Annotated in this window: 23 protein-coding genes and 2 pseudogenes; 14 read left to right on the top strand and 11 right to left on the bottom strand. The window is 37.6% G+C overall.

What is annotated here, in order from left to right; translation table 11 throughout:
- Window positions 1–45: 45 nt before the first annotated feature.
- From EPL02_RS00670 to EPL02_RS00695, 6 genes are all read right to left on the bottom strand, one after another.
- On the bottom strand, window positions 46–1290 hold the full coding sequence (locus EPL02_RS00670) for an amidohydrolase family protein (RefSeq protein ID WP_094909992.1): 1245 nt from the start codon (window positions 1288–1290) through the stop codon (window positions 46–48).
- Window positions 1291–1354: 64 nt separating this feature from the next.
- The gene (locus tag EPL02_RS00675; RefSeq protein ID WP_094909991.1) at window positions 1355–2356 is read right to left on the bottom strand and encodes an ABC transporter substrate-binding protein; all 1002 of its coding nucleotides are present in this window, start codon (window positions 2354–2356) and stop codon (window positions 1355–1357) included.
- A gap of 17 nt (window positions 2357–2373) precedes the next feature.
- A complete protein-coding gene (locus tag EPL02_RS00680; protein ID WP_094909990.1) occupies window positions 2374–3222 on the bottom strand; it encodes an ABC transporter permease in 849 nt (282 codons plus the stop codon).
- A 10-nt stretch (window positions 3223–3232) separates the two neighbouring features.
- Window positions 3233–4579 (bottom strand): FAD-binding oxidoreductase, encoded by a 1347-nt coding sequence (locus EPL02_RS00685; protein ID WP_131886788.1) that lies wholly within the window; start codon window positions 4577–4579, stop codon window positions 3233–3235.
- 3 nt (window positions 4580–4582) lie between these two features.
- Complete coding sequence (locus EPL02_RS00690) at window positions 4583–5389, bottom strand: ABC transporter ATP-binding protein (RefSeq protein ID WP_397428363.1); 807 nt, start codon at window positions 5387–5389, stop codon at window positions 4583–4585.
- A gap of 25 nt (window positions 5390–5414) precedes the next feature.
- The gene (locus EPL02_RS00695; RefSeq protein WP_131886789.1) at window positions 5415–6230 is read right to left on the bottom strand and encodes a creatininase family protein; all 816 of its coding nucleotides are present in this window, start codon (window positions 6228–6230) and stop codon (window positions 5415–5417) included.
- Between the two features lie 354 nt (window positions 6231–6584).
- Between EPL02_RS00695 and EPL02_RS00700 the strand changes: the two genes are divergently transcribed.
- Entirely contained in the window at window positions 6585–7613 is a 1029-nt protein-coding gene (locus tag EPL02_RS00700) for an LLM class flavin-dependent oxidoreductase (RefSeq protein ID WP_165932487.1), read from the top strand.
- A 17-nt stretch (window positions 7614–7630) separates the two neighbouring features.
- Here EPL02_RS00700 and EPL02_RS00705 read toward each other — a convergent pair whose 3' ends face one another.
- Window positions 7631–7960: a GRAM domain-containing protein gene (locus tag EPL02_RS00705; RefSeq protein WP_131886790.1), complete on the bottom strand. Its 330-nt coding sequence runs from the start codon at window positions 7958–7960 to the stop codon at window positions 7631–7633.
- 164 nt (window positions 7961–8124) lie between these two features.
- Here EPL02_RS00705 and EPL02_RS00710 point away from each other — a divergent pair, with 164 nt between their 5' ends.
- The 9 genes and pseudogenes from EPL02_RS00710 to EPL02_RS00750 all read left to right on the top strand — a co-directional run bounded on the left by EPL02_RS00710 (window position 8125) and on the right by EPL02_RS00750 (window position 16488).
- Complete coding sequence (locus EPL02_RS00710; RefSeq protein WP_131886791.1) at window positions 8125–8679, top strand: serine/threonine-protein kinase; 555 nt, start codon at window positions 8125–8127, stop codon at window positions 8677–8679.
- Between the two features lie 123 nt (window positions 8680–8802).
- Window positions 8803–9459: a PIG-L deacetylase family protein gene (locus EPL02_RS00715; RefSeq protein ID WP_094909984.1), complete on the top strand. Its 657-nt coding sequence runs from the start codon at window positions 8803–8805 to the stop codon at window positions 9457–9459.
- Window positions 9456–10784: a glycosyltransferase family 4 protein gene (locus tag EPL02_RS00720; protein ID WP_131886792.1), complete on the top strand. Its 1329-nt coding sequence runs from the start codon at window positions 9456–9458 to the stop codon at window positions 10782–10784. Before EPL02_RS00715 ends, EPL02_RS00720 begins: the two co-directional genes overlap by 4 nt.
- The gene (locus EPL02_RS00725; RefSeq protein WP_131886793.1) at window positions 10781–11959 is read left to right on the top strand and encodes a carboxylate--amine ligase; all 1179 of its coding nucleotides are present in this window, start codon (window positions 10781–10783) and stop codon (window positions 11957–11959) included. The genes EPL02_RS00720 and EPL02_RS00725 overlap by 4 nt, the downstream gene beginning before the upstream one ends.
- Before the next feature lie 3 nt (window positions 11960–11962).
- A complete protein-coding gene (locus EPL02_RS00730) occupies window positions 11963–13024 on the top strand; it encodes a phosphotransferase (RefSeq protein ID WP_131886794.1) in 1062 nt (353 codons plus the stop codon).
- A 27-nt stretch (window positions 13025–13051) separates the two neighbouring features.
- Window positions 13052–14383 carry a glycosyltransferase family 4 protein gene (locus tag EPL02_RS00735; protein ID WP_286175148.1) on the top strand — a complete coding sequence of 444 codons (1332 nt, stop codon included), beginning with the start codon at window positions 13052–13054 and terminating at the stop codon, window positions 14381–14383.
- A gap of 18 nt (window positions 14384–14401) precedes the next feature.
- Complete coding sequence (locus tag EPL02_RS00740) at window positions 14402–15319, top strand: NAD-dependent epimerase/dehydratase family protein (RefSeq protein ID WP_094909979.1); 918 nt, start codon at window positions 14402–14404, stop codon at window positions 15317–15319.
- 141 nt (window positions 15320–15460) lie between these two features.
- A pseudogene (locus tag EPL02_RS21060) lies at window positions 15461–15737 on the top strand (hypothetical protein).
- A gap of 136 nt (window positions 15738–15873) precedes the next feature.
- A complete protein-coding gene (locus EPL02_RS00750; RefSeq protein WP_205687696.1) occupies window positions 15874–16488 on the top strand; it encodes a DUF998 domain-containing protein in 615 nt (204 codons plus the stop codon).
- Window positions 16489–16515: 27 nt separating this feature from the next.
- On the opposite strand, the gene EPL02_RS00755 is transcribed toward EPL02_RS00750, so the two are convergent.
- Window positions 16516–17853: an amino acid permease gene (locus EPL02_RS00755; RefSeq protein ID WP_256993247.1), complete on the bottom strand. Its 1338-nt coding sequence runs from the start codon at window positions 17851–17853 to the stop codon at window positions 16516–16518.
- A 181-nt stretch (window positions 17854–18034) separates the two neighbouring features.
- Between EPL02_RS00755 and EPL02_RS00760 the strand changes: the two genes are divergently transcribed.
- A complete protein-coding gene (locus EPL02_RS00760; protein ID WP_094909977.1) occupies window positions 18035–18658 on the top strand; it encodes a LysE family transporter in 624 nt (207 codons plus the stop codon).
- Between the two features lie 89 nt (window positions 18659–18747).
- Entirely contained in the window at window positions 18748–18981 is a 234-nt protein-coding gene (locus EPL02_RS00765) for a hypothetical protein (protein ID WP_094909976.1), read from the top strand.
- Window positions 18982–19051: 70 nt separating this feature from the next.
- Here the strand turns inward: EPL02_RS00765 and EPL02_RS00770 are convergent.
- Window positions 19052–19907 (bottom strand): annotated as a pseudogene (locus tag EPL02_RS00770) (MBL fold metallo-hydrolase).
- Between the two features lie 132 nt (window positions 19908–20039).
- Here EPL02_RS00770 and EPL02_RS00775 point away from each other — a divergent pair.
- Window positions 20040–20441 carry a VOC family protein gene (locus EPL02_RS00775; RefSeq protein ID WP_131886795.1) on the top strand — a complete coding sequence of 134 codons (402 nt, stop codon included), beginning with the start codon at window positions 20040–20042 and terminating at the stop codon, window positions 20439–20441.
- A 24-nt stretch (window positions 20442–20465) separates the two neighbouring features.
- On the opposite strand, the gene EPL02_RS00780 is transcribed toward EPL02_RS00775, so the two are convergent.
- Window positions 20466–21695 carry a Zn-dependent hydrolase gene (locus tag EPL02_RS00780; protein WP_131886796.1) on the bottom strand — a complete coding sequence of 410 codons (1230 nt, stop codon included), beginning with the start codon at window positions 21693–21695 and terminating at the stop codon, window positions 20466–20468.
- A 757-nt stretch (window positions 21696–22452) separates the two neighbouring features.
- Here EPL02_RS00780 and EPL02_RS00785 point away from each other — a divergent pair.
- On the top strand, window positions 22453–22983 hold the full coding sequence (locus EPL02_RS00785) for an IseA DL-endopeptidase inhibitor family protein (protein WP_094909972.1): 531 nt from the start codon (window positions 22453–22455) through the stop codon (window positions 22981–22983).
- Window positions 22984–23013: 30 nt separating this feature from the next.
- On the opposite strand, the gene EPL02_RS00790 is transcribed toward EPL02_RS00785, so the two are convergent.
- Window positions 23014–23427: a GNAT family N-acetyltransferase gene (locus EPL02_RS00790; protein WP_094909971.1), complete on the bottom strand. Its 414-nt coding sequence runs from the start codon at window positions 23425–23427 to the stop codon at window positions 23014–23016.
- Between the last annotated feature and the right edge of the window lie 37 nt (window positions 23428–23464).

Raw genomic sequence — 23464 nt, forward strand, 5'->3', positions numbered from 1 at the left:
AAAAGAAAAGCCAACGCATGTTTGCGTTGGCTTTTTTCACGTGAGTTACAAAGAACACCCCCACTTTGTATAAGCTGGAATCGTTTCGGCTATAACTTCCCCTCTCTTAATTACATATCTAGGCACCGACTGATTGAGCATAAGCTCACGAATCGTTCGCTCCTCAAAAAGTAAAAAATCAGCTTCGCTTTCTTGTTGAATTCCATACGCTTTGCCTTTCCCAAAAGCAGCCGCCGGTCGTTCTGTAATCATGGATAACACTCTTTTCATTTGCTCTTCTCCTGTCATATGAGCTAAGTGCGCTCCCATAAAAGCGGCTTTTAGCATGTTTCCGTCTCCGAAGGGATAAAAAGGAGTCTGAATGTCGTCATGAGCAATACAAATATTAATATTTTTAGCATCCAATTCTTTCACCCTTGTAATTCCCGTCGCTTTAGGATATGCATCATTTCTTCCTAGCATCGAACTGTTAATAAGAGGACAGCTAACAACGGTTAAACGCGCTTTTTTTATAGCTTCCATTACTGATTCAGCATATTTACTTTCATAATAGGCCAGCGCATTTACGTGACTGACTGCAACCCTACCTTCAAACCCATTTTCAATCGTTAAATTCGCTACTTCTTGTACAAATGTTGAGCTTACTTCGTCTACTTCGTCACAAAAAATATGAATATAGCTTCCATACTCTTTGGCGAGGCGAAAGCAGTATTCCAAAGAACGCACCCCTTCTTCTCGACTACGTTCTAAATGCGGCACAGCACTTACTGCGTCAGCTCCAATTTCAAGCGCTTTTTGCATTCGCTCCTGATTTTCAAAACACTTCCTCAATCCATCTTGAGGAAAAGCAATAATTTGCAAATCGATAATTTGATCATACCCTTTTTTTAATTGCAGAATAGCTTTTAAAGCCGTTAAATCATCATCAGATATGTCCACTGCTGCTCGAACACTTAACACACCATGTTTGATGTACATCTTTAATGCTTGTTCAGCCCTCTCGTTCACGTCCTTCATGGTAAGACTTTTTTTTCGTTTATTCCATATTGAAATTCCTTCTTGTAGTGTACCCGTTTGATTAAAGTTTGGCCAACCCGCAGTCAAAGCGGTATCAAAATGAGTATGTAACTCTACGAAAGGAGGAATAGCTATCCCCCCTTTGACATCTATCACTTTCTTTCCATCTACTAGACCTTTTGTAATATGCACAAAATTCCCATTCGACACTCCTATATTTACAACTTCCGCTTCGTGTAACAATCGTGCATTTTTAATGACCATATCATACATCAGCATCTTCCTTTCTACTAAAAAAGAGAAGATCTACTCTTCTCTTTTTCTCTACACTTACGGTTTATTTCTTTAAAAATGCTGTTGTAAAAATTCCCTTGGTAGCTTCTTTATTTTTAATAATCCCTAAATCCAGAAGCTGCATTTGAAGTTTATCCCAGCGCTCCGATGACATATAACCGAAGCCTTTTTCAACAGCATCTCCTCCAAAAATTAATTCTTCTTGTGCTTTTGCACCGTATTCCATCGCTTCTATCTTCAAGTCTGGATTTCTCTCTTGAAGGAACGGATTGATTTCATCTGAACTTTCTCGGTAATACTCCCAGCCTTTTACCGTAGCATTCATAAATGATTGAACCACTTCAGGTTTTTCTTTAATCATCTTTTCAGTTGTGAAAATTACGTTTGCATACGTTTCAAATCCTGCATCATGAATGAATAAATAGTCATTTTCTACCCCTTCTTGTTCAAGAGAAAACGGCTCTGACGTCACGTACCCTTGTGTGACCGCATTTTCATCCTCAATAAAGGTTGCTAATGAGCCCGTATACGCACGATCTTTTACCCTATCTAAGTTATAGGCTTTTTTAATATATTCCCAATAACCACTCCCTGGTGCTGTATACACTGTCTTTTCGTTCAGCTCTTTAAAATCTCCTACCGTTCCTTTATGGGTAATTAATACCTGCGGGCTTTTTTGAAAAATTGCTCCAATCGCAACAAGAGGTATTCCTTTATCTCTTGCAATTAAAATATCTTCCGCTTGCGTATAGCCAAATTCAGCCTTTCCAGAAGCAACGACTTGAGTTGATGAAATTTGAGGTCCTCCCGGTTCAATTTTCATGTCAAGACCTTCTTCTTTATAAAACCCTTTTTTTAACGCCGCGTAATTGCCGCCATGCTCGGGCTGTGCAAACCAGTTTGTAATAAGGGTTGCGTTTTCTAGTTTTTTCTCCGTATTATCACTCCCAGACGTCTCTTCACTTCCACATCCTGCTACCAATAACGACAGTGATACAGCACCAATTAAGCCGATCTTTTTAAAAACCCCTTGTTTCACACCCATTTCCCCCTTTTAGACAATTAATTCTCTCTCTTCATTTCTGACTCATGCCATGAACCTAATAAAAGCTTAGAAAATAGATTGACCAATAAGAAAAAGCCAACACCTAAAATAGAGGCAGAAATACCACAAGCGAATAGGTAAGCCGTTTCCATCCGGGACGAAGCTACCGTAATAGCATAGCCTAAACCCCCGTCACCCCCACCAATACCGGCTATGTATTCTCCTACGATAGCTCCTACCACTGCTAAGGTACAGGAAATTTTTAATCCTGCCATGATATAAGGAAGAGCAGCTGGAATTCGCACTTTCCACATAATTTGCCAAGGTGACGCTTGGTAAAGCTTTAACAAATTAATCATGCCACGATCCGTTGCATTTAAGCCAATGAGCGTGTTGGATAGCATAGGGAAAAAGCCAATTGTAAACGCAATGATTACAATAGCATTCATACCTGAACCAAACCAAATCACGATGATCGGTGCAATAGCCACAATAGGAATAGTCTGTAATAAAATGGCATATGGATATAAGCTGCGTTCTAAAAGCTTAGAGCTAGACATTAATAGTGCTCCAATTACTCCGCCTATTACGCTAAACATAAACCCGAGCATCGACTCTGTAATCGTTCGAATAACAGCACTACTTAGATTACTCCAGTTCATTACGGCAGCTTCTACAATATCCATTGGTTTTGGTAATAAATAAGGTGGAATTTGAAGCAGTTGGGTGCCAAACTGCCAAAATAGCATAAACAGCATAAATACGATAACAGGCGGAAGATACGTATTTAGTATTGGCCATGTATTTTTCTTGTAGGTAACGTGTACATCTTGGACTCGATTTAACTCCTGATGGGAATGTTCCATGTTTTCCCTCCTATAACTGAAATTCTTGGACTTCTTTAGCCGTCGGCAACTTACCAGGATTCAATAAGTTATAAGGGTCGTTTAGCTCTTTTCGTTTTAATAACTCTTTCATTCTCATGTTGTATCCACCAAACCCAAGTATATATGTGTGCGGATCATTAATTTCTACTTCGATCGCTCTACAGAACTGGATAATCTCATACAACCTCTCTTTTGACTTATATTTCACCACCGGTAGCGAAGCGGGTACAATTTCCCCTTGAATTTTAATGTATTCAAAATGAAACTGAATTTCATCACCAAATTTACTTCGAAGGTCTGCCATCTGTTCAAATATTCGATCAGTTTGAAAGCGAGCTTGCAAATAGGTTAAATTGTCTCCATGCTTATGAGCCCATAGTGTCGCATGATTCCATGTAAAATCAGAAAGCTTTAGTCCTTTTTGATAGTTTTCAGCAGGAATTGTGTACCCTATGTCTCCATCATATTTATCTGCCAAACAATCTAATAGATGAACTGATTTTTCTTCAATTTCAAGCATGACAATTGACTGACCTTCCCGTAATACTTTCTTCAAGGGATGAAAGTGAGATGGAATTGGCCATTCACAAACGGAAACCAAACGCTTAGGGATTTCTTCACTATGAGCTAATTCATCGCTAAACTTAATAGCTTCACGAAAATCATGAAAGAAAACGATATGCTGTGACCATGACACCTTTGGTTCTACCGGCAGCTTCGCTTCAACGACAAGACCGGTTGTGCCATAATTGTGGATGTACTGCTGCATATCATCACCTGAAATAGTTAACAGCCGGGGCGTTTCCTCAACGGTCATCACAGTAACGCTACTTACATTATCGTCCCATAAATTCCCCCAGCGAATCGATCCGATTCCACCGGAACCTCCGCATAAGAATCCACCTACTGTTGCCTTCATATAAGTGCTGGGAAAAATACGAAGCTCCCGATTGTTTTGACGCAGCGTTTTTTCCAATACACCTAAGCGCACACCAGCCTGCACGGAAACTAAGCGATCTCCTTTCATATCAATGCGGTCAAGTTTTGTTAAGTCAATAACGATTCCACCTTGTAATGGAATTGCTTGACCGTAGTTTCCTGTTCCCGCTCCTCTTGGTGTAATAGGTACTTTATTTTTAACGGCAAACGAAACGATACGCTGTAGTTCATGAATTGATGTAGGCGCAATTGCACAATCAGCAATTTTATTTTTAAGCTGCTCATACAGTACTGGAGAATACCAATAGTAGTCTTTTGATAACTTTTCTCTTAAGCTCTCATTTACAATAACAGCATCAGTTCCAAACTCATTTATGAATTCTTGTAACCACACCATAATTCACCTCATTTTAAATTTCAAATCGTGAGATACGTTAGCAACGATACTACTAAACTGTCGATCTGTCCGAATTTCTGCTTCACGAGGGAAGGGTAGATTCACTTCTACCATTGACTCAATTTTACCTGGGCTAGGCGTCATTACGGCAATTTTGGTCGATAAATACACGGCTTCAAATACATTGTGTGTAATAAAAAGTACCGTCATCTTTTCGTTTTCCCAAATTCGCAATAGCTCACTTTGTAAATTTTGCCTTGTAATTTCATCCAGGGCACCAAACGGCTCGTCCATCAACAAAAGCTTTGGTTTTGCAATTAATGCTCTGGCAATAGAAACACGCATTTTCATTCCACCTGATAATTCTCGAGGTAACGCTTTTATGTAGTCTTTCAGCCCTACCATTTCTAGTACTTTATAAGCGCGTTCCTTCTTTTCAGAATGAGCTATATTACGAAACTCTAAAGGAAGCATTACGTTATCAATAACTGACCTCCATGGTAGTAACGTAGCATCTTGAAACACAAAAGCCACATCGGTACTTTCTTTTTGAGCGTCTCGAGGTGTCTTTCCAAGAATGTCAACGTGACCACTTGTTTGATCAATCAGTCCTGAAATCATTTTGAAAATAGTTGATTTTCCGCAACCTGAGGGGCCGACAAATGAAACGAATTCTCCTTGTTGAATCACCAAATTAACATCTTTAACAGCGACTTTACCGTTTGCATACATTTTATTCACACGATTCATTTGTACAATTGTTGGACTACTCTCGTGGTTTATCTCATTTACTTGATTCACCTGCTGAATGCTCACGATATTTGACCACCTCGCTTCATTTATTTACATAGTCTTTCTTTAAATCACCTAATGAAAAATGCTTCATTTCTTTTAACGTTTTAACAAGCTCACCAACGATGAGTTCTTTTATCATTTTCCCTTTTTCCTTCGTTGCCTGTTTGGCATCTCCAGCTATACCCGTGTTTGAAATATCGTTCATTACCCAAGCAAAGTAACTATTTCCTTTCAAATGTAAATGAGGGTTATTGGACAAATTAACAAACTCTGTTGGACTTTTATCGAATTGCACCCAATCCCCCTTCAACTCCATTATTAATGATGTTTCCACTTCACCTCCATGTATTCCAAAGCGCTGCTCTTGTTGTGAAATTAAGTGATTGACTTCTTCAGATCCAGGATTCAACCGAAATACCATCAATCCAGTCTCTATGCGTATTTCTCTTGCCATCATATTAAGCAGGTCATGATTTCCACCGTGTGTGTTGAAAAGCAAAAGCTTTTTAAAGCCACTTTTACGGACGCTGATAGCTAAATCCATTACAACTGCTTGTAATGTAGAAGCTGATAAGCTCATTGTTCCCGATAGACCTAGATGCTCATTGCTTTTACCATAAGGAATGGCTGGAAGAACCCAAATATTTTCGTGCTGAAGCTGAAGTAACGCTTCTTCTAAAAGCCCTTCTGCAATTAACGTATCGGTATAAACAGGAAGATGTGGACCATGTTGTTCAACTGCACCGATTGGTAAAATGACTAGTGCATCCTCTTTAGAGAGTTGCTCAATATCTACACTTGATAATCTTGGTAAGAAATTCTCTTCAAATGCGGAACCGCTATACCGTTTGTTCATGACGCTTTCACCTCTTCGGAAAATTTTTTATTTTCTGAATTTTTAACATAAGATGTAATAAGATGTAACTTTTTGTGTAATAAGTTTATTTTATTACATTAAATTTCAAGAATCATTAACATAAATGATAATTTTAAAATTTCACATTAGCTATAATCACCAAATATTTTATTCTTTTTGTTATTTTTGTAAGAGAATCTAACACACTATAATTGAATAGTCGAATTATTTTTTCTCTGTTTAGACACAGGCATTTTATTTTTCTCTCTTTCACATTCTTGTTACAATGGAACCTGTAGATAGTTCGATGATTATCGAATAATTAAATTATGATTACGAAAAGAGGATGAGCATATGTCAATGGACCAACATCCAAACAACAAAAAAAACATTCCAATTTCAGTGCTTGATTTGTCACCTGTTGTAGAAGGTAGCACGGTAGCAGACGCACTTAGAAATACGCTTGATCTAGCACAGCACGTCGAAAAATGGGGCTACAACCGCTACTGGTTAGCAGAGCATCATAATATGTCAGGAATCGCAAGTTCTGCTACTTCTGTCGTAATTGGACATGTGGCTGCTGGTACATCTACTATTCGAGTGGGCTCAGGCGGCATTATGTTACCCAATCACTCACCACTTGTTATTGCGGAACACTTTGGAACATTAGAATCTCTTTTTCCAGGACGAATTGACTTGGGGTTAGGTCGCGCACCAGGTACGGACCAATTGACTGCCCAAGCTTTAAGAAGAGGACGCATGAGTGACGGTCAAGATTTCCCTGATCTATTAGATGAACTGAGAGCATATCTTGCTGTTCCGTCGGATGAGCATCCGCTACCAGTAAGGGCTGTTCCTGGAGAAGGCCTTGAAGTACCAATTTGGCTACTTGGCTCAAGTGGATTTAGTGCGCAGTTAGCGGCTCAGCTTGGCTTACCGTTTTCGTTTGCAAGCCACTTTTCACCAAACAATACGCTTGGAGCGCTTCAAATGTACCGCCGCTACTTCCAAGTATCTGACGTATTGGATAAACCCTATGCAATGTTAGGTGTTAATGTAATTGCAGCAGATACAGATAAAGAAGCGGAACGATTAGCTACGTCTCTTCAACAGCAGTTCTTAAACTTAATCCGCAACAAACCGGGAAAACTGAAAGCACCCGTTGATAACATGGACGAGATTTGGAGTGAATTTGAAAAGGCAACTCTCCAGCAACAGCTAGGTTCATCGATTATCGGCGGACCAGAGACTGTAAAGAGAAAGCTGGAAGGGTTTATCGCTGAAACAAATGCTGATGAATTGATGATCAACGCACAAATATACGATCACAAAGCTCGACTACGCTCATATGAAATTGTTTCTGAAGTCATGAATAGTAAATAAAGAAAAGCCGAACGTTGTCACATAACGTTCGGCTTTTCTTTATTTAACGCTTGTTTAATATCTTCTATCCATTGGTCGGCTTTGTTCACAACAAACTGAAGCTCTTCTCCTTCGTTTGTTGTTATTTTTAGGCCATTTTTTAATAAAGGCACTCCCAATAATTTGTTACGGACTCTCTCTACCGTTTCAATATCTGCTAAGTTCAATGTTACAGTACCTCGTTGAACATTAACTGCATGTGACTTATGTGTAAGCTCAGTTGAAGTTAGATACAGTTTACCTCCTACACCTTCTAGTCCTTTCATTAGATTTGCCAAACCTACTCTAATATATGGCTGCTTAGACATATTTCACTCATCGCCCTTTCTTACCACATAGTACTTGTTATTATCATCTCATATTTTTAAGTAAATCGCACAGAATTTAACAGTTCCACCTCAATAAGATGTCTCATAGACTATTAAGAGATAATTAGTTGAAAACATATGAAATGAAAGGAGGAGTACAAAATATGAGTCCACATAAGAAAACAAACCGCCGCATTGCCTTTAGCAGCTTAGCAGATTATCCTGTTGTTGGAAGCGGAAAAGATGGAAAAGTGTATCGGTTATCTCAAGATAAATGTATTAAAGTATACTATGATGAAACAACTCAACAGCAAGAACTGAAGGCTTTAGAGCTAGGGCAGGTATCATCTATCGTTCCTGTTCTATACGAGAGCGGACACAACTACACCGTTATGGAATATATTCATGCTATATCTCTTTCAAAATACATCAAAGAGTATAATCGCCTTCCCTCTGCTTTAGTTGAAAGGATTTTACTACTCTTTGATGAAATGAAAGCGATTGGATTTACTAGATGGGATGCAGAGGTTCGTCATATTTTAATTACAGATGCAACAGAGCTAAAAGTGATTGATTTAAAGCGATCGTTAACTTCTACAACATCTATTCCAACGAAGCTATTCCAAGGTTTAAGAAAACTTGGAGCACTACCTTTATTCCTTCGACGCGTTCAAACTCTACGTCCGGATCTATATAAAGAATGGGTTCGCTATCAATAAGCTCATGCTGAACTTCTTATGAAATTATTTGCTCTTTTTCCGCGAATGCCAGTTTCTTTTCAGCAAAGGCTACGCATATATTGATTGTAATATAGACAGAAGGCTATAAGGAGTGACATCGGAATGAAAGATTATATATTAGTTATCGGAGCCCACCCTGATGATGAACTTTTAGGCTCTGCAGGAACTATCAAACGCTTGATTGATCAAGGGTATACAGTCGTATCTGTTGTTACAGCGTTAGGGCGTAAAGAAGAAGCTCATCACATTCAAGCATTTGGCCGTCTAGCTAACCAAAAGCTTGGCATAGAAGAAGTTATTTTTCTAGGTCATAAAAATTTAGAGTTAGAAATGATGCCTCGTCACAAGTTAACAAAAGAAATCGAAGCATTAATAACAAAATATAATCCGAGCAAAATTTTCACTCATCATCATGGCGATATGAACATCGATCACCGTATTACATTTGAAGCAGTTTTAACCGCAACTCGTCCGCTTCCTAACAAAAAACCAATCGAGCTAATTACATTTGAAACCGTATCTTCTACCGAATGGAATACGTATACACACGATCAAGTATTTAAACCAAATTATTTTGTAAATGTTACTGATACAATGGATTTAAAAGTGGAAGCGCTAAAAGAATATGACGTGGAAATGCGTGATTTTCCGCACCCAAGATCATATGAAGGTGTCAAAGCATTAGCCAAAGTTCGTGGAATGACCGTTGGTGTTCCATATGCTGAAGCGTTTGAAATTATAAGGAGGGTTTGGTTGTGAAACACAGTGGCAACATCCCATATCCATATATAATTGATACGTTGGATACATTTTATGGGGTTAATAATAAGAGTGATGTTCAAAAATACAGTTCAATTCAACCTAGCAAAAAACTAAAACTCACAGCAAAACAAGGCTCACAAAAGCGCAGGCTGTCAATTTTAATCACAACGTTTTGGGATTATCCCCATACAGGCGGGCTATCGAATTATATCTCAGAACTAAGCGCTACTTTACGTAGTCAAGGTCATTATGTGGATGTCATTTCTCCCCGCAAGTTTCCATCTTTTAAAAAAGAAGAAATGCGCAATGAAATTGTTCCAGAACTCGAAGACTTTTTTTCAACTCGTTATGGTGAAGTAAACAATCTTATTTTAAAAAATCACCGCTTACTTTATATCTATGAACAAATGTTAAAGACTGTAGATTTAGAAAGATATGACATCCTTCATGCTCAAGATTTATTCACCGCCAATATTTTAGGGAACTTCAACAAATCTCTTCAAAAGCCTCTCTTTTATACCCCTCATGGCATGTATACTTTTAACCGCTTAAAGTTCAATATTTTTGATAAAGGCTCGGTTGAAGAAGCGTATTATCTACGCATGGAGCAGCAAGCTGTTTCGTTTGCAAGCCATATCATCATTTTACATGATGGGTTTCGCTCACCCCTTGAAAGTATTGGTGCTAAACAAGAGCATATGACAACCGTGTACACCGGAATTAAAAATAAGATGTACGCTAAAAAGCGTAAAGAAAAAGATCAAAAAATTACCATTGCATCAATTGCTAGACTGGGTCCCCGAAAAGGGCATAAAGATTTATTAAAGGCCCTGTCTACAATTAATCATCAGCTAGATAATGTAGAAGTTCTTATTGTAGGTGATGGGGAAATGCGCGAAGAGTTAGAAGAACAAAAAGAACAACTAAATTTAGATATGGTTCATTTCCTTAGAACTCGAACCGACGTTCCAGAAATCTTACATGAAACCGATATTTTTGTTCTCGCCACGTTGAACGATAGCTTACCCTTATCTATCATTGAAGCGATGCATGCTGAAACGGCAATTATTTCAACGGAATGTGGAGGCATCCCAGAGATTGTTAAACACAATAAAACCGGAATTATTATCGAACCAGGAGATACTGAAACGTTAGCTCGAGCACTCTCGTTTTTCATTACTAATAAAAAAGCACGGGAGCGGATGGCTACTAATGCAAAGCATTTCGCAAAAGCAAAATTAACAAACGAAAAAATGGTCTCTTTTATAAACAACCTTTATGTTCAAGGGCTTGCTGCTTTTAAGGTAGGTGAAAAGATATGAACCACAAACACGCTGCCGTAGTACTCGATCTTAGCGCAAATGGATTAGGAATTATTAAAAGGTTAGCGGAACGCAACATTCAAATATATGCTTTTGATACAGAAAAACCTTATCGGATTGGAAAAACAAAGTTAGCTGCTTGTAACCCTTGTCCGAGTCCTCTTACCGAAGAGAAAGCCCTGCTCGATGTTCTTATTACGCTTGCTAAGGAACAAGAATATAAACCAGTCTTGTATACGGGTGCTGATGATTATGTCATGTTTATTTCCAAACACCGAGAGGAGCTTTCCAACTACTTTTTATTTCTATTCCCTGACCATGATGTAATTGAGCAAGTGCTAGATAAACAGTTGGCCTATGACCTTGCCTTAAAACATAACATCCCTTGTCCTCAAACTTTAATCATTAAAAATGCGGATGATATGAAGACAGCCATAGATACGCTGGAATTTCCATGTATTTTAAAACCTGTACTCGGTCATGAATTTCGGAAGATTATTAACAAAAAAGCAATCTTAATTCAAACTCCTGAACAGCTGCAAGCAGAATACCCTACCTATCAACAAGCTGGAGAGCTAATTGTCCAAGAGATTATTCCAGGTGATAACAGCTGTTTTTACAAGGTAGCTACTTTTTTTGATGAAAACATGAACTTGCTGGCGAAGTTTTCTCTCCAAAAAAATCATCAGTTTCCTGCTCAGTTTGGAACAGGGGCACATATTGTAAGTAAAACGATTCCAGAACTATTTGATATTTGTATCCCGTTCTTTAAAGATATTCATTTAAAAGGGATTGCGATGGCTGAGTTTAAAAAAGATCCAAGAGATGGTATTTATAAATTTATCGAAATAAACCCCCGTTTTTGGCTAACACATAGCTTAACAGGGGCAGCCGGTATTGACTTTGTTTACCTCTATTATTTATCTATGACGGGACAAAAGCCCCTTCCTCACCTCGTTCAAAAAGACGGAGTGAAATGGATTTACCTCGTACGCTATTACTTAACCTATCTTACAAAGCGAAAGCATGAAGGCATGACGTTACGAGATTTTCTATCAGGTTTTAAAGGTGAAAAAGAATGGGCATTGTTCAACTTACGAGATCCGATGCCCTTTGTTCGAAGCGCTTATTCACATTTAGTCAACGCATGGAAAAACAAGCGAAAGGAGAAATAAGAAATGTATCAACCAAAAGAATTATATTCTACGTTTCACCGCTTAAAAATAGAAGAAAAGTTATCAGCTTCCATTGGAAAAAAAGTTAAAATCGATTCTACTGACTTGAAATGCTTAAAATCCACAACTCGAAGTAGTATCTATAAACTGATTGTGCACACAAAGTATGATTCGTTTCCTCTTATCTTTAAAACGTACAGTAAGGCTAATTATAAAAACGATATTGAAATCAATATGTACACAAAAAGTTATTCAACGTTAAAGTCCTTTTTCCCAACTATCTACTTAGTAGAAGAATACAAAGAAGAAACATGGATATTTATGGAGTTTGTTCACCAAATTCGCGGTCAATTGGTATTCACACCAAAGCATTTTCAGTCCATTATTCCATCAGTAGCAAAACTGCATGCCCAGACGTTTGATAGTCACTTTAATGAACAAGTAAATGAATGGAGTTCGTGGTTACCTATATATGATTCAGCTACCATGCGAAAAGAACGCTCAAAAGCAATTGCTAACACGGTAAATTTTCTTCAAGAATCCTCAAAGAATCGAGAGTTAAAATCCGTTCTTGCACCTCATAAAAATTCGTTATTTAAAATATACGAAAAGGGCCCAGACTTTTTCCCTGAGTTATTACAAAGCGGTTCTTCATTAACACATGGCGATTTACACATGCAGAATATCTGTAGCCATGATACGGCAAAAAACGGCCCTTGGCCAATTCAATTTATCGACTGGGAGTCTGCAAAATATGCTCCTTCTTGGCTAGATTTGATTGTATTAGTTGAGTTGTTAATTGCTTTTCGAAAAGACTGGCAAAAAGACGGCAATTCTATTCGAACAGAGTGTATTAAAACCTATCTTCAAGAGATGAAAAAACACGGTATTTCCTTTGAAGAAAATCCCACCCACCTTTATAAAATGGCATATTTGCAACGAACGCTTGAAAAGGGACTACAAACACAGCTGAGAAGAATTTATGAAAATCGAGGTGGTGAACTATTACCTTATCACCTTCATAAACTTGAAACTTGGGGTAAAGACCTTGGAATTTATAAATAGCAAGCGAACAAATCGAGGTGTTATGTTATGAACGATTTTTTTCTGACAAACCTCCCTCCGTTTTTCCCTGATTTATTGCAGACCATGGATAAATTTTATGCTGTTTCATCAACCAATCCAGCTTTCATCCCTAGCCCAGGGTTTCAACCAACAAAAGCGCTCACTCGAAAGTCGAAGCTTCGTATTTTATATGTAACCTTTTTACGTTATCCAAATACAGGAGGGTTAGCTCACTATATCAATCACGTTAAAGATGGTTTCTCAGAGCTTGAACACCATGTTGATGTCCTTTCCCCTCTTAACATGTCAAAAGAAGAGATTGAGGTTCATATTCCAGCCCAAGCTTCTAAAGCAAAAGAATTTATGAACAAGCGCTATGGGTTGATCAGCGAGAAAGTAATTAAAAACACAAGCTTCCTTACTGTTTTTAGCGCTTTTTTAGAAAGACAGAATCTTAAAGATTATGATATTATCCATGCTCAAGATCTCTTTGCAGCATACCTTCTCACTCACCTCAACCAAAAACTTCACAAACCCATTTTTTTTACTCCGCACGGTCATTTTACTAAAAGCCGTATTGATTTTCACAAGATGGAAAAAGGATCCCTTGAAGAAGCTTATTTTACAGAGATTGAGAGAGTTGGCATACGAGGGGCTTTCCGAATTATCACCATCAGCGATTCATTTTACACACGGCTAAAAGAGCTTGGAGCATCAGATCAGCAATTAAGAACTGTTCATACCGGTGTGAAACCTCCTCTACTGCGTACTTCTTATAACAAAGCAACCAATAAACTAATCATTACCTGCATCGCACGACTAGGACCTAGAAAAGGTCATGAGTTCTTTCTTCAAGCTCTTTCTCACCTAAAACAGTTCGAAGGTTTTATTGAAGTCTGGATTGTTGGTGATGGTGTTATGAGAAAGCATCTTGAAAAAGTTCGTAGCGATTTAGATTTATCGTTTGTTACGTTTTTTGGTAAACGTCATGATATCTTTGACATTCTTCAACAATCTCATATCTATGTTTTGCCAACTTTAAATGATAACCTCCCTTTATCCATCATTGAAGCAATGCATGCAAAACAAGCCATTATAACATGCGAATGTGGAGGGATACCTGAGATTATTACGAACAGACATTCAGGAATCATTTGTAAACCTGGAAATGTTACTGAATTAAAGCAAGCTATTGAAGAACTTATTTGTAATGACGAATATCGTGAAACAATAGCGAATCAAGCCTTTAAGTTTGCAACTACTCATTTAACGGTGGATGCAATGATCACTAAAATACAAGCAGTCTATGAAGAGTGGTGGAAGGCCAATACAGAAAAGGAGAATGAATGTGATGAATAAATCAAATTGTGATAAATTATGAAAGTATTAGTGACAGGTGGAACAGGCTTTATTGGCTCTCATGTTGTTGAGTGTTTATTAGAAAATGGTTACACTCCGGTTGTCCTTGACGATTTATCAAGCGGAACCAAAAACAATCTTGTTGATGACGTCCCTTTTTACAACATGTCAATTTTGTCAAAAGAGATTGAGCATGTATTTAAAATTGAAAAACCAGAAGTTGTTATCCACTTAGCGGCACAGGTCAATGTTTCGACTTCTTTAAAAGCTCCCGTTGAAGACGCAGCAACCAACATCTTAGGAACTATTAACCTGCTAGATATGTGTCAAAAGCATGCGGTCAAAAAATTTATTTTCTCTTCTTCTAGCGCTGTATACGGTGATGCTGACACAATTATCGATGAAGAAACGTCCACATCTCCTCTCTCTTTTTACGGAACGTCCAAACTTGTATCCGAGTCTTACATTCAGTTATTTCAACGGCTACACGGACTCTCTTTTACCATTTTCCGCTATGCTAACGTATACGGACCACGTCAAAAATCAGACGGAGAAGGTGGCGTTATAAGTATTTTTATTAACCAACTACTAAATGGGAAAACTCCTTCTATCTTCGGAAGTGGAAATCAAACTAGAGACTTTGTATTTGTTGAAGATGTAGCAAAAGCAAACGTTCTCGCTATTACAAAAGGAGAAAATGAAATTATTAATATTAGCAGCAATGAACAAATTAGCATTAATGAACTATTCAAGCTATTAGCTGCAACCCTTTCTCCATCCACTATACCTCACTACTTACCTGGACAAAACGGGGAAATTTTACACAGTCAATTAAACAACAAAAAAGCACTTCAAACGCTTGGCTGGAAACCCTCTAGCGACATGTATACGCATTTACTGAAAACGATTGAACATTTTAAATCCTATAAAGGTTAGTACCAAAAAGCTACCAAAGAACCTGGTAGCTTTTCTTTCTATTGCACCTACTCTACTCTTTTCTACATATAAAGAAAGGAACTGAAGACTCTAACTATATACACAGCCATTTTTATCCCGTTTATGTGAACAGGGGATTACATGGACTTTCCAACAATTCACACAAATTTTTGGGATGCAACAATCGCAGTGCTTTGCGTGATGATTGCAACTCAGCCTCTAAAAAATTTCTTTAAAATCAATAAAAATAGGTACCAACAGTTGCTTTATTGATAGGATTGGCAGTTTCTGTCTTTATCAGCCACCAAAAAATTTAATTGCTGGCCTTTTTATGGGGTGGTTTTATGGATATGGCGCCATTGGTTCCTATGCTTCTTTAAAAACAACGCTACAAGCTTTTCGGACAGAAACAAAATAATAAAAAACACGTTGCTCTAAGAAACGCCACCTTTACCAGACCTAAGTCTTATCGTAAACTCCTCTTATAGCCTTATTTAATTTGGTTTTTTTTGGATATACAATAACTGTATAACACTTTAAAAGAGGTGATTACACTGTATATATCAAAAAAAATTGGCGTTTTAAGCTGGCTTGTTACTTGCTGCTATTTTTTAATTGAACCGTTTTTTATTTATACCTCTCTTGTTCCCTATAGTTTTTTATACCACGCTATGAGCGATCTTGGTGTTACTTCATGTGGTGAATATACCTACGCTCTGGCACCCTATGCTATCTGTTCTCCTCACCACCTTTGGATGAACGCTTTGTTTATTATAAACGGTTTAACCCTTTCCATCGGAATCTTATATTTAGCACAACATCTTGAAAAAACAAAAGTGAGACATCTAGCAACAATCTTCCTTTTACTATTGGCATTAGGAAATATTGTTTCTGGGTTCATTCCAGCTGATATTGACTTGTTTTGGCACTCCATTATTGCTCAGGTAGGAATGCTTACTACTATAGCCGGACTTGGGATGTACGCGAAGCTTTTACCGACAGGGCGCAACTGGACCCTTGCTTGTTTAATTATACTAGTTCTTATTCTAGTGCTTATACTGTTTGTTTTTTTCTTTCCAATGCCCGTTGGTTTATTACAGCGATTATTTTATTTTGTCATTTTCATATGGGGAACTGTTCTTGCATTATGGAACGTAAAACAAAAATAAAAAGCTCCTTTACATAGGAGCTTTTTATTAATGAGTAGCTTCTTTCTCTTCCTTCTTCCATTGAGGCCTTAGTTTTAAAATGACAAGCGCAATAATAAGAAGAAATCCTATACTCACATAGAAACCTGGTCTGCTTGATGAGTGTAAGAGCGTACCAGATACTGCTAATACAATGAGAATCATTCCTACAATTTGCTTAATTTTATCTCCTACACTTAATTTGAGTAGTTTTTGTCGGGAAATTAAAATAAAAAACCAATTATATAGTAGCATAAGACCAGCTGCTGTCGTAATGTATTCATAGATTTTCCCTGGTAGTAGCAGCGAAAGAACAATTGAAATAATTAATCCACATGTTGTCAATAAAATTGCTGGTAAAGGAAACTCCATTTTTTTTGATTTTTGTTTTGAAAATAAAGCAGGTGCATCTCCTTCTTTGGACAGCGTAATAATCATTTTTGTCACTGAAAAGAAAGATGCTGCCATCGTAGAAAATCCAGCAATAATCATTGCTCCATTAAAAACATGAGGAAAAAATGGTAGCTTATACGTTTCTAAAGCTGTAACAAAGGGACTCTCGTTTTCATGAAGCACTTGAAAAGGCACCATATAAATTACCAAAGCTAGAGAGATAACATAGATACTCACAAGTAGTAAGAGCATAACAGCTCCCGCTTTGGCTGCATCTTTTTTATCCTTTAATCGCATTGTCATAATGCCCATTACTTCAATTCCTCCAAAAGCATAAAAAGCGTATAATAACGCTCCCCAGAGACCGATAGCTCCTTTTGGAAAAAAACCACTGAGTCCGTTTGGCAACCCTTCCTTAGCACCATCATCTAAAAAACCAAATACAGCTAAGCAGGCCAATATAATAAACATAAAGATTGCAGCTACCTTTATAACGGCAAAGATGTTTTCTAAGCGTTCAAACCCTTTTGTACCAATAGCTACAGCTACGATTCCTAACACTGCATAAATGGATGCAAACACCCAGAGAGGAAGATGAGGAAACCAAAATCGTGTGAAAATAGATAAAGCCGTTAACTGACTTCCCATAATCATCATTTCAGAACTCCAGTATACCCAGCCGCTACTGAAACCAGCCCATCTACCATGTGCTTTTTTAGCATACGAGCGAAACGAACCTTCTTGAGGGTCTTTTGCACTCATTTTAGCAAGAGCTTCAAATACAATAAACGTACCGCATGCAGCTAGTAAAAACGCAATTAATACAGAAGGCCCTGTGTATTTAATCGCAATGCTTGATCCTAGAAAGTAACCCGTTCCAATCGTACAACCTACGCCAAGTAAAGATAATTGCCACCATTTTAACTCTCCTTGAACTTGACTTCCGCAGCTCAATGACAATTCCTCCTATCTTCTTCTACACTAACCTATCGTTTGTGAGGAACTAGAAGTTTATACATCTTTTAGAGTAAAAAAGATGTGTTTTATGAAGAAATTTGTTGTACAAGCCACTATAGCTGCATAAATTTAGTGTAGTCCACATGAACATCCAAAGGTAAATAAGGGGGTAATGATGTTGGGGTCTTTTTTCAGCTACATAATTTTGGGGCTTTCATTGGCAGCACCAATTGGACCAATTAATGCTGCCCAGCTAGATAAAGGCATTAAGCACGGCTTTTTACACGCTTGGTTCTTAGGTATTGGGGCTACCTTAGTAGATGCTTTATATATGATGGTGGTTTATTTCGGCTCCGTTCACCTATTAAATAGTGAATTTATGAAAACGCTGCTTTTTTCTTTCGGTTGCTTCGTGTTAATTTATACGGGTATTGAAGGTTTAGTAACGGCAAAAACCATCACAGAGACAAGAAAAACAAGCGGAGAGTCCGTATTAAAATGCTTTGCTTCTGGCTTTTTGCTTTCTCTTACTAATCCGTTAACAATTTTGTTCTGGCTAGGTATATACGGGTCTGTATTGGCTAAAACAGCGGCTACATCTACAGTTCAAGAGTTAATGATTTCTAGCTGTGCAATCTTTGTTGGTATCCTGATATGGGATATCACAATGGCTGCTTTATCCAGTACCTTCCGAAGATACTTAAGTTTAAAATTATTAACGCTTATATCGATTGTTTCTGGGGTGTCATTAGTTGGTTTTGGCATATATTTCGGCATTCAGGCTTATGCACTATTAACATAAAATTTAATAATAGTAACGCAGGTCGTTTAAAGTAAATGAAATTCGTACATCTTAAAGTTAACAGTTTAAAGATGGAGATGAAGCGATAAATGACTGATTTTACTAGTATAGAAAAAAGCTTACAAATGGCAGAACATGCTGTGTATCAATTTCAAATGAACGCTGTTCCTGAACAGTTTCAAAAAGCACAAAACCAACTAGCTATTGCTCAACAACACATTATCACGTTAAAGAGCCAAGGGATAGATAGCAATGAGTTAAAAAAAGCAGAAGAGCATTTAAAGCACTTAAAAGAAGCACAAAGCGCTGTAGAGTTTTCTTGATTACTTGTTGTTAATTTTCCTACACAAAAAGAAAGCGGACCCCAACATAAATCCGCTTTTTTTGTTTTCATTATTCTTCAACATAACGACCATGGTCAGGAATTGCAATTCGATCAAAATCTTTTACTAACATCAACAGGTTTTCAGCTAGCCATGTTTCCGAAACTGGTTGTCCATGACCCGTTACTGCTAATTTTGGTTGTAATGAGTGAAGCTTTTCAACAGACAGCCTTGCCGCTGACCAGTCCGTAGTTAAATAGCGAGGTGGTCCACTAATTTCTAGCTCTTGCTTTAAAACATCTAAAAGGTACTCTTGCTTTGTTGTAACAAACGCATCTCCAGCAATTAAAGCCTGGTCTTGATGTCGAAACAACGAAATATGCCCTGGCGTGTGACCTGGTGTGTGAATCCACTTCCAATTAGATAGACTGGGAATTGAGCCGTCTTTTGGAAGAGCTTGAACATGCATTCCTAGATTAATAGCTTCAGTAGGAAATAGAGGAGATAATTTGGCTACAAGCCCCCCCCTCTACTGTACTATCCGGTAGTGGATAATTTTTTTGACCTGTCAAATAAGGCATTTCCAACTCGTGAGCATAGACAGGAACGTTCCACTTATCAACTAGGTCAATAATAGAGCCAATATGATCGAAATGAGCATGTGTCAAAACGATTGCCTTGGGCTGAGCACCCACACCGAACCGGTCTTCAATTGCCTTTAAAATCATCGGAGCCGAATCTGGCATTCCTGCATCCACTAACACAAATTCATTCTCATGTTCCGGGTTGCCCAAAAAGCAAACGTTTACAATCTGGGTGGTATAACTATAAATATCAGGAGCTACCTCCACTCCTTTGCCATTAGCTACAGATGTTACTGGAATAAATCGCTCAGTAGATGGACTACCTTGCATTTCCATATCCATTTCATGCACTCCCTTCTTTTGTACTTTTTCATTGTGTACAAGTTTATCCTCAGTATGCATTCGCTTGTAGTCATCTATTTGTTTTTATGATATCGTTTTACATAATAACTCTTGAGAAATGAGGAATTTATCATGATTACATATGAAGCCATACATCATGTAAGCATAGCCGTAACAGATGTTGAAAAAGCTAAACATTTTTATGGAGATGTTTTAGGATTACAGGAGATTGAGCGTCCGAATTTTGATTTTGAAGGAGCTTGGTACAAAGTTGGAAATCAACAAATCCACTTGATTGCTTTTCCTACTGCTCAAACCTTGCGTGGAACAACAAAGCTAAGCAGTCGTGAAGGTCACTTTGCTCTTCGAGTTGCTGATTATGATAAGACGTTTCGTCATTTAACCTCTAAAGGAATCGAGATCCTTGACAAACGAAAGAGTAAAAGCGGCTTTGCCCAAATCTTTTGCGCAGATCCTGATGGGAATTTAATTGAGCTAAACGTTGAGCAGTCTTCATTAAAAAAAGAGAACTAACTTTGAGTTAGCTCTCTTTTCCTTCTATTCTAGTAGCTGCATCACCGATTCTAATAATACATTTACGCCTTGTTCACACTGCTTCCAATCAGTAAACTCTTCCTCGCAATGACTTTTCCCATTCAAGCTTGGTACAAAAATCATCCCCGTCGGTATATAGCTAGCAATAAATTGCGCATCGTGACCCGCTCCGCTTACCATTCGTTTGTACGAATACGTTAGGTTTTGCGTTGCTTTCTCAATAACTCCACATACTTTCTCATCAAACCATACGGTATCTCGTCCCCATTGTTTTGTTGCTTGCATCATACAGCCTTCCGCTGCTGCTAGAGAAGATAGGTTTTTAATTATTTCTTCTACTTCTCCAAGAATATTCATATCCTTATGCCTAGCTTCAATGGTAAAAACAACTTGATTTGGAATGACGGTATGAATATTTGGTAAAACGTTCAGACGTCCTATCGTAAAGACGAGTTCTTCATCTATTTGGCTTAGTTTTTCACGTGCTTTTTGGATAATTGTATTAGTGGCAAAAAGCGCATCTTTTCTCATTTTCATTGGTGTAGTACCTGCGTGATCTGATTCACCTGTAATTTTAATTTCATAGCAAACCATCCCAAGAACGCACTCCACTACTCCAATTGAGAGGTTTTCGCTTTCCAATACAGGTCCTTGTTCAATATGTAGCTCCAAAAATGCAGAAGCTTCTGTTAAGCGATTTGTAATATCGCCTTCATAACCACTTGCTGCTAAAGCTTGCTCAAAGGTTGTTCCTTCCACATCTTGTTTCTTCAACATGGTCTGTTTATCAAATTTTCCAGACAAAACCCCTGAAGCCATCATTGAAGGTTCAAATCTAGCTCCCTCCTCGTTTGTAAAATTCACAATCATAATAGGAACTTTCGGCTTAACGTTGTTCTCTACAAGAGTTCTTACAAGCTCTAACCCTGCAACCACTCCTAGTACGCCATCGAAGCGGCCACCTTTTTTTACCGTATCGAGATGAGAACCCATGACAATAGGTGGCTTATCTTCAACTCCCTGTAAAGTTGCATAGATAGATCCCATATCATCAATTTTAACCGTCATGCCTAACTTCTTACAGCATTCACAGAAATAATCACGTACCAGTCGATCTTCCTTAGATAGAGATAGCCTTGTAACGCCGTTATGAGCTGTTTTTCCATACTCAGCAAATGCTTCAAGCTCTTGTTTTAACCGTTTACCGTTTATTACTAATTTTTGTCTTTGCAAAGCAACCACTCCTTCGTTTCTTTTAAAATGAATGATGTGGAAAATACTTGATGTCGAAAATGAATATCCATTATTATGACATAAGCATCGATGCAAATCTCCTTTTATGGTAGAACTCCTAGCAAACTCTTACTTTATAACAAATTATACAAAAACACTGTTTTTCCTCTTCGTAATTTATAATTAATGATTTCTTGCCTGACTTATAACAAATGTTCATAGCTAAACCTTTATACTACATACAGATCAATAAACACCTCTCTTTGAATCTCCAATAAAACGACATAAAGATGACAAAACTAGTTCTTTTTTTACAAAGGGGTGTGAGCTAAGAGAGTCGTATTTATATATACATAAAAAAACAAAAGTCACTTTAAAATGACTTTTGCTTTTATTTAGATCCTTCATTTTTATTTCGTCTTGCAATACTCACAACCGTTACTAGAAACCCAACAACAACAGCAATAATTAAAAAGATAGTTGCTCCAAACAAATAACCCATTACGCTCTCTCCTTCAGTGTAATCTAGACATACCTATCTTACCACAGCCATATCATTTAACAAACTACATTCAAAACTTGTCGCAATCATTTCGTAACTTCAGGTTTGTTTTAAAATATAAAGGGAAAAATAAACATAATTCGGGAAAACTCTTTTCTTTTTTCGAATTATGTTGTAATATAAATGTAACATAACTGTAACAAAAGCAACATGAGTGTTACATAAAAGATGATTCATTTAGGAGGGAGAATCACAATGAAAAAATTTAAACTAGTTCTAATGACAATGGCTCTTTTCTTTACAATGACTGCAGGTGCTACAGCCGCAACAACGTCAGCAACCCTATCAAATAACCAAGCTATTAAAATTGCAGCGGATGCAAATGCTCGCTATTGGAATACTTTACACGGATACAAACAAAAAGCTTGTACACAAAAAGCATTTACTTATAAAGGCACTTATTATTCTTATGTTTGCAACGAATTTGATACAAAACAAAAAGTTACTTCTTACTTAAGTGGAGTTTATACAAATAGCGCAATTAATGCAGGACTATCAAAATACGGTTTTATTACACACAACGGTAAATTGGCTCGTCCAGTTGGTGATGGTGGCAACATGCTAGAGTGGAATAAGGCTAAAGTAAAATTAACATATCAACGTTCTGATGTACGCTCTTACGAATTCACTGTTCCTGACGTGGAAGGTGGTACTGTAAAACGTACCGTCACATTCTATAAATCAGGATCTACATGGAAAGTAAATAAATTCGATGCTGTACAATAATAAAAAGGTAGGCTTTCGCCTACCTTTTTATTATTGTACTAACGACATGCCAGGTGCTTCTGCATCCCGCTCTTGGAACCCAAGTTTTTTATAAAACTGCCCTTTCCCTTTTACAGCAAAAAGTTGAATGGATTCAATTCCTCTTTCATTACATTTACTTATAAGTCCGTTAATAATCTGTTTTCCTAACCCTTTTTTTTGATAACTTGGGTCTACCATCACGTCACAAATTAAAGCTTGATATATACCATCTGAAATCATTCGACCAAACGCAATTAATTGATTATCATCATAAATGGAAAAAGTATAAAAGCTATTGCACACTGCTTCGTAAAGCTGCTCTTTCGTATAGCTTGCTTTTTTACTTTTCTTTAAGCCACTCACTTCATGAAGATATGCAAATTGATGAAACGCAGGCAATCGATTTGTTGTTATGTAAGCCATTATTCTCTCCCTTCCTTTCCGCTAATCCTTATCTATT

Source organism: Bacillus sp. CBEL-1 (assembly GCF_004348885.1).
Lineage (GTDB): Bacteria > Bacillota > Bacilli > Bacillales > Bacillaceae_H > Priestia > Priestia aryabhattai_A.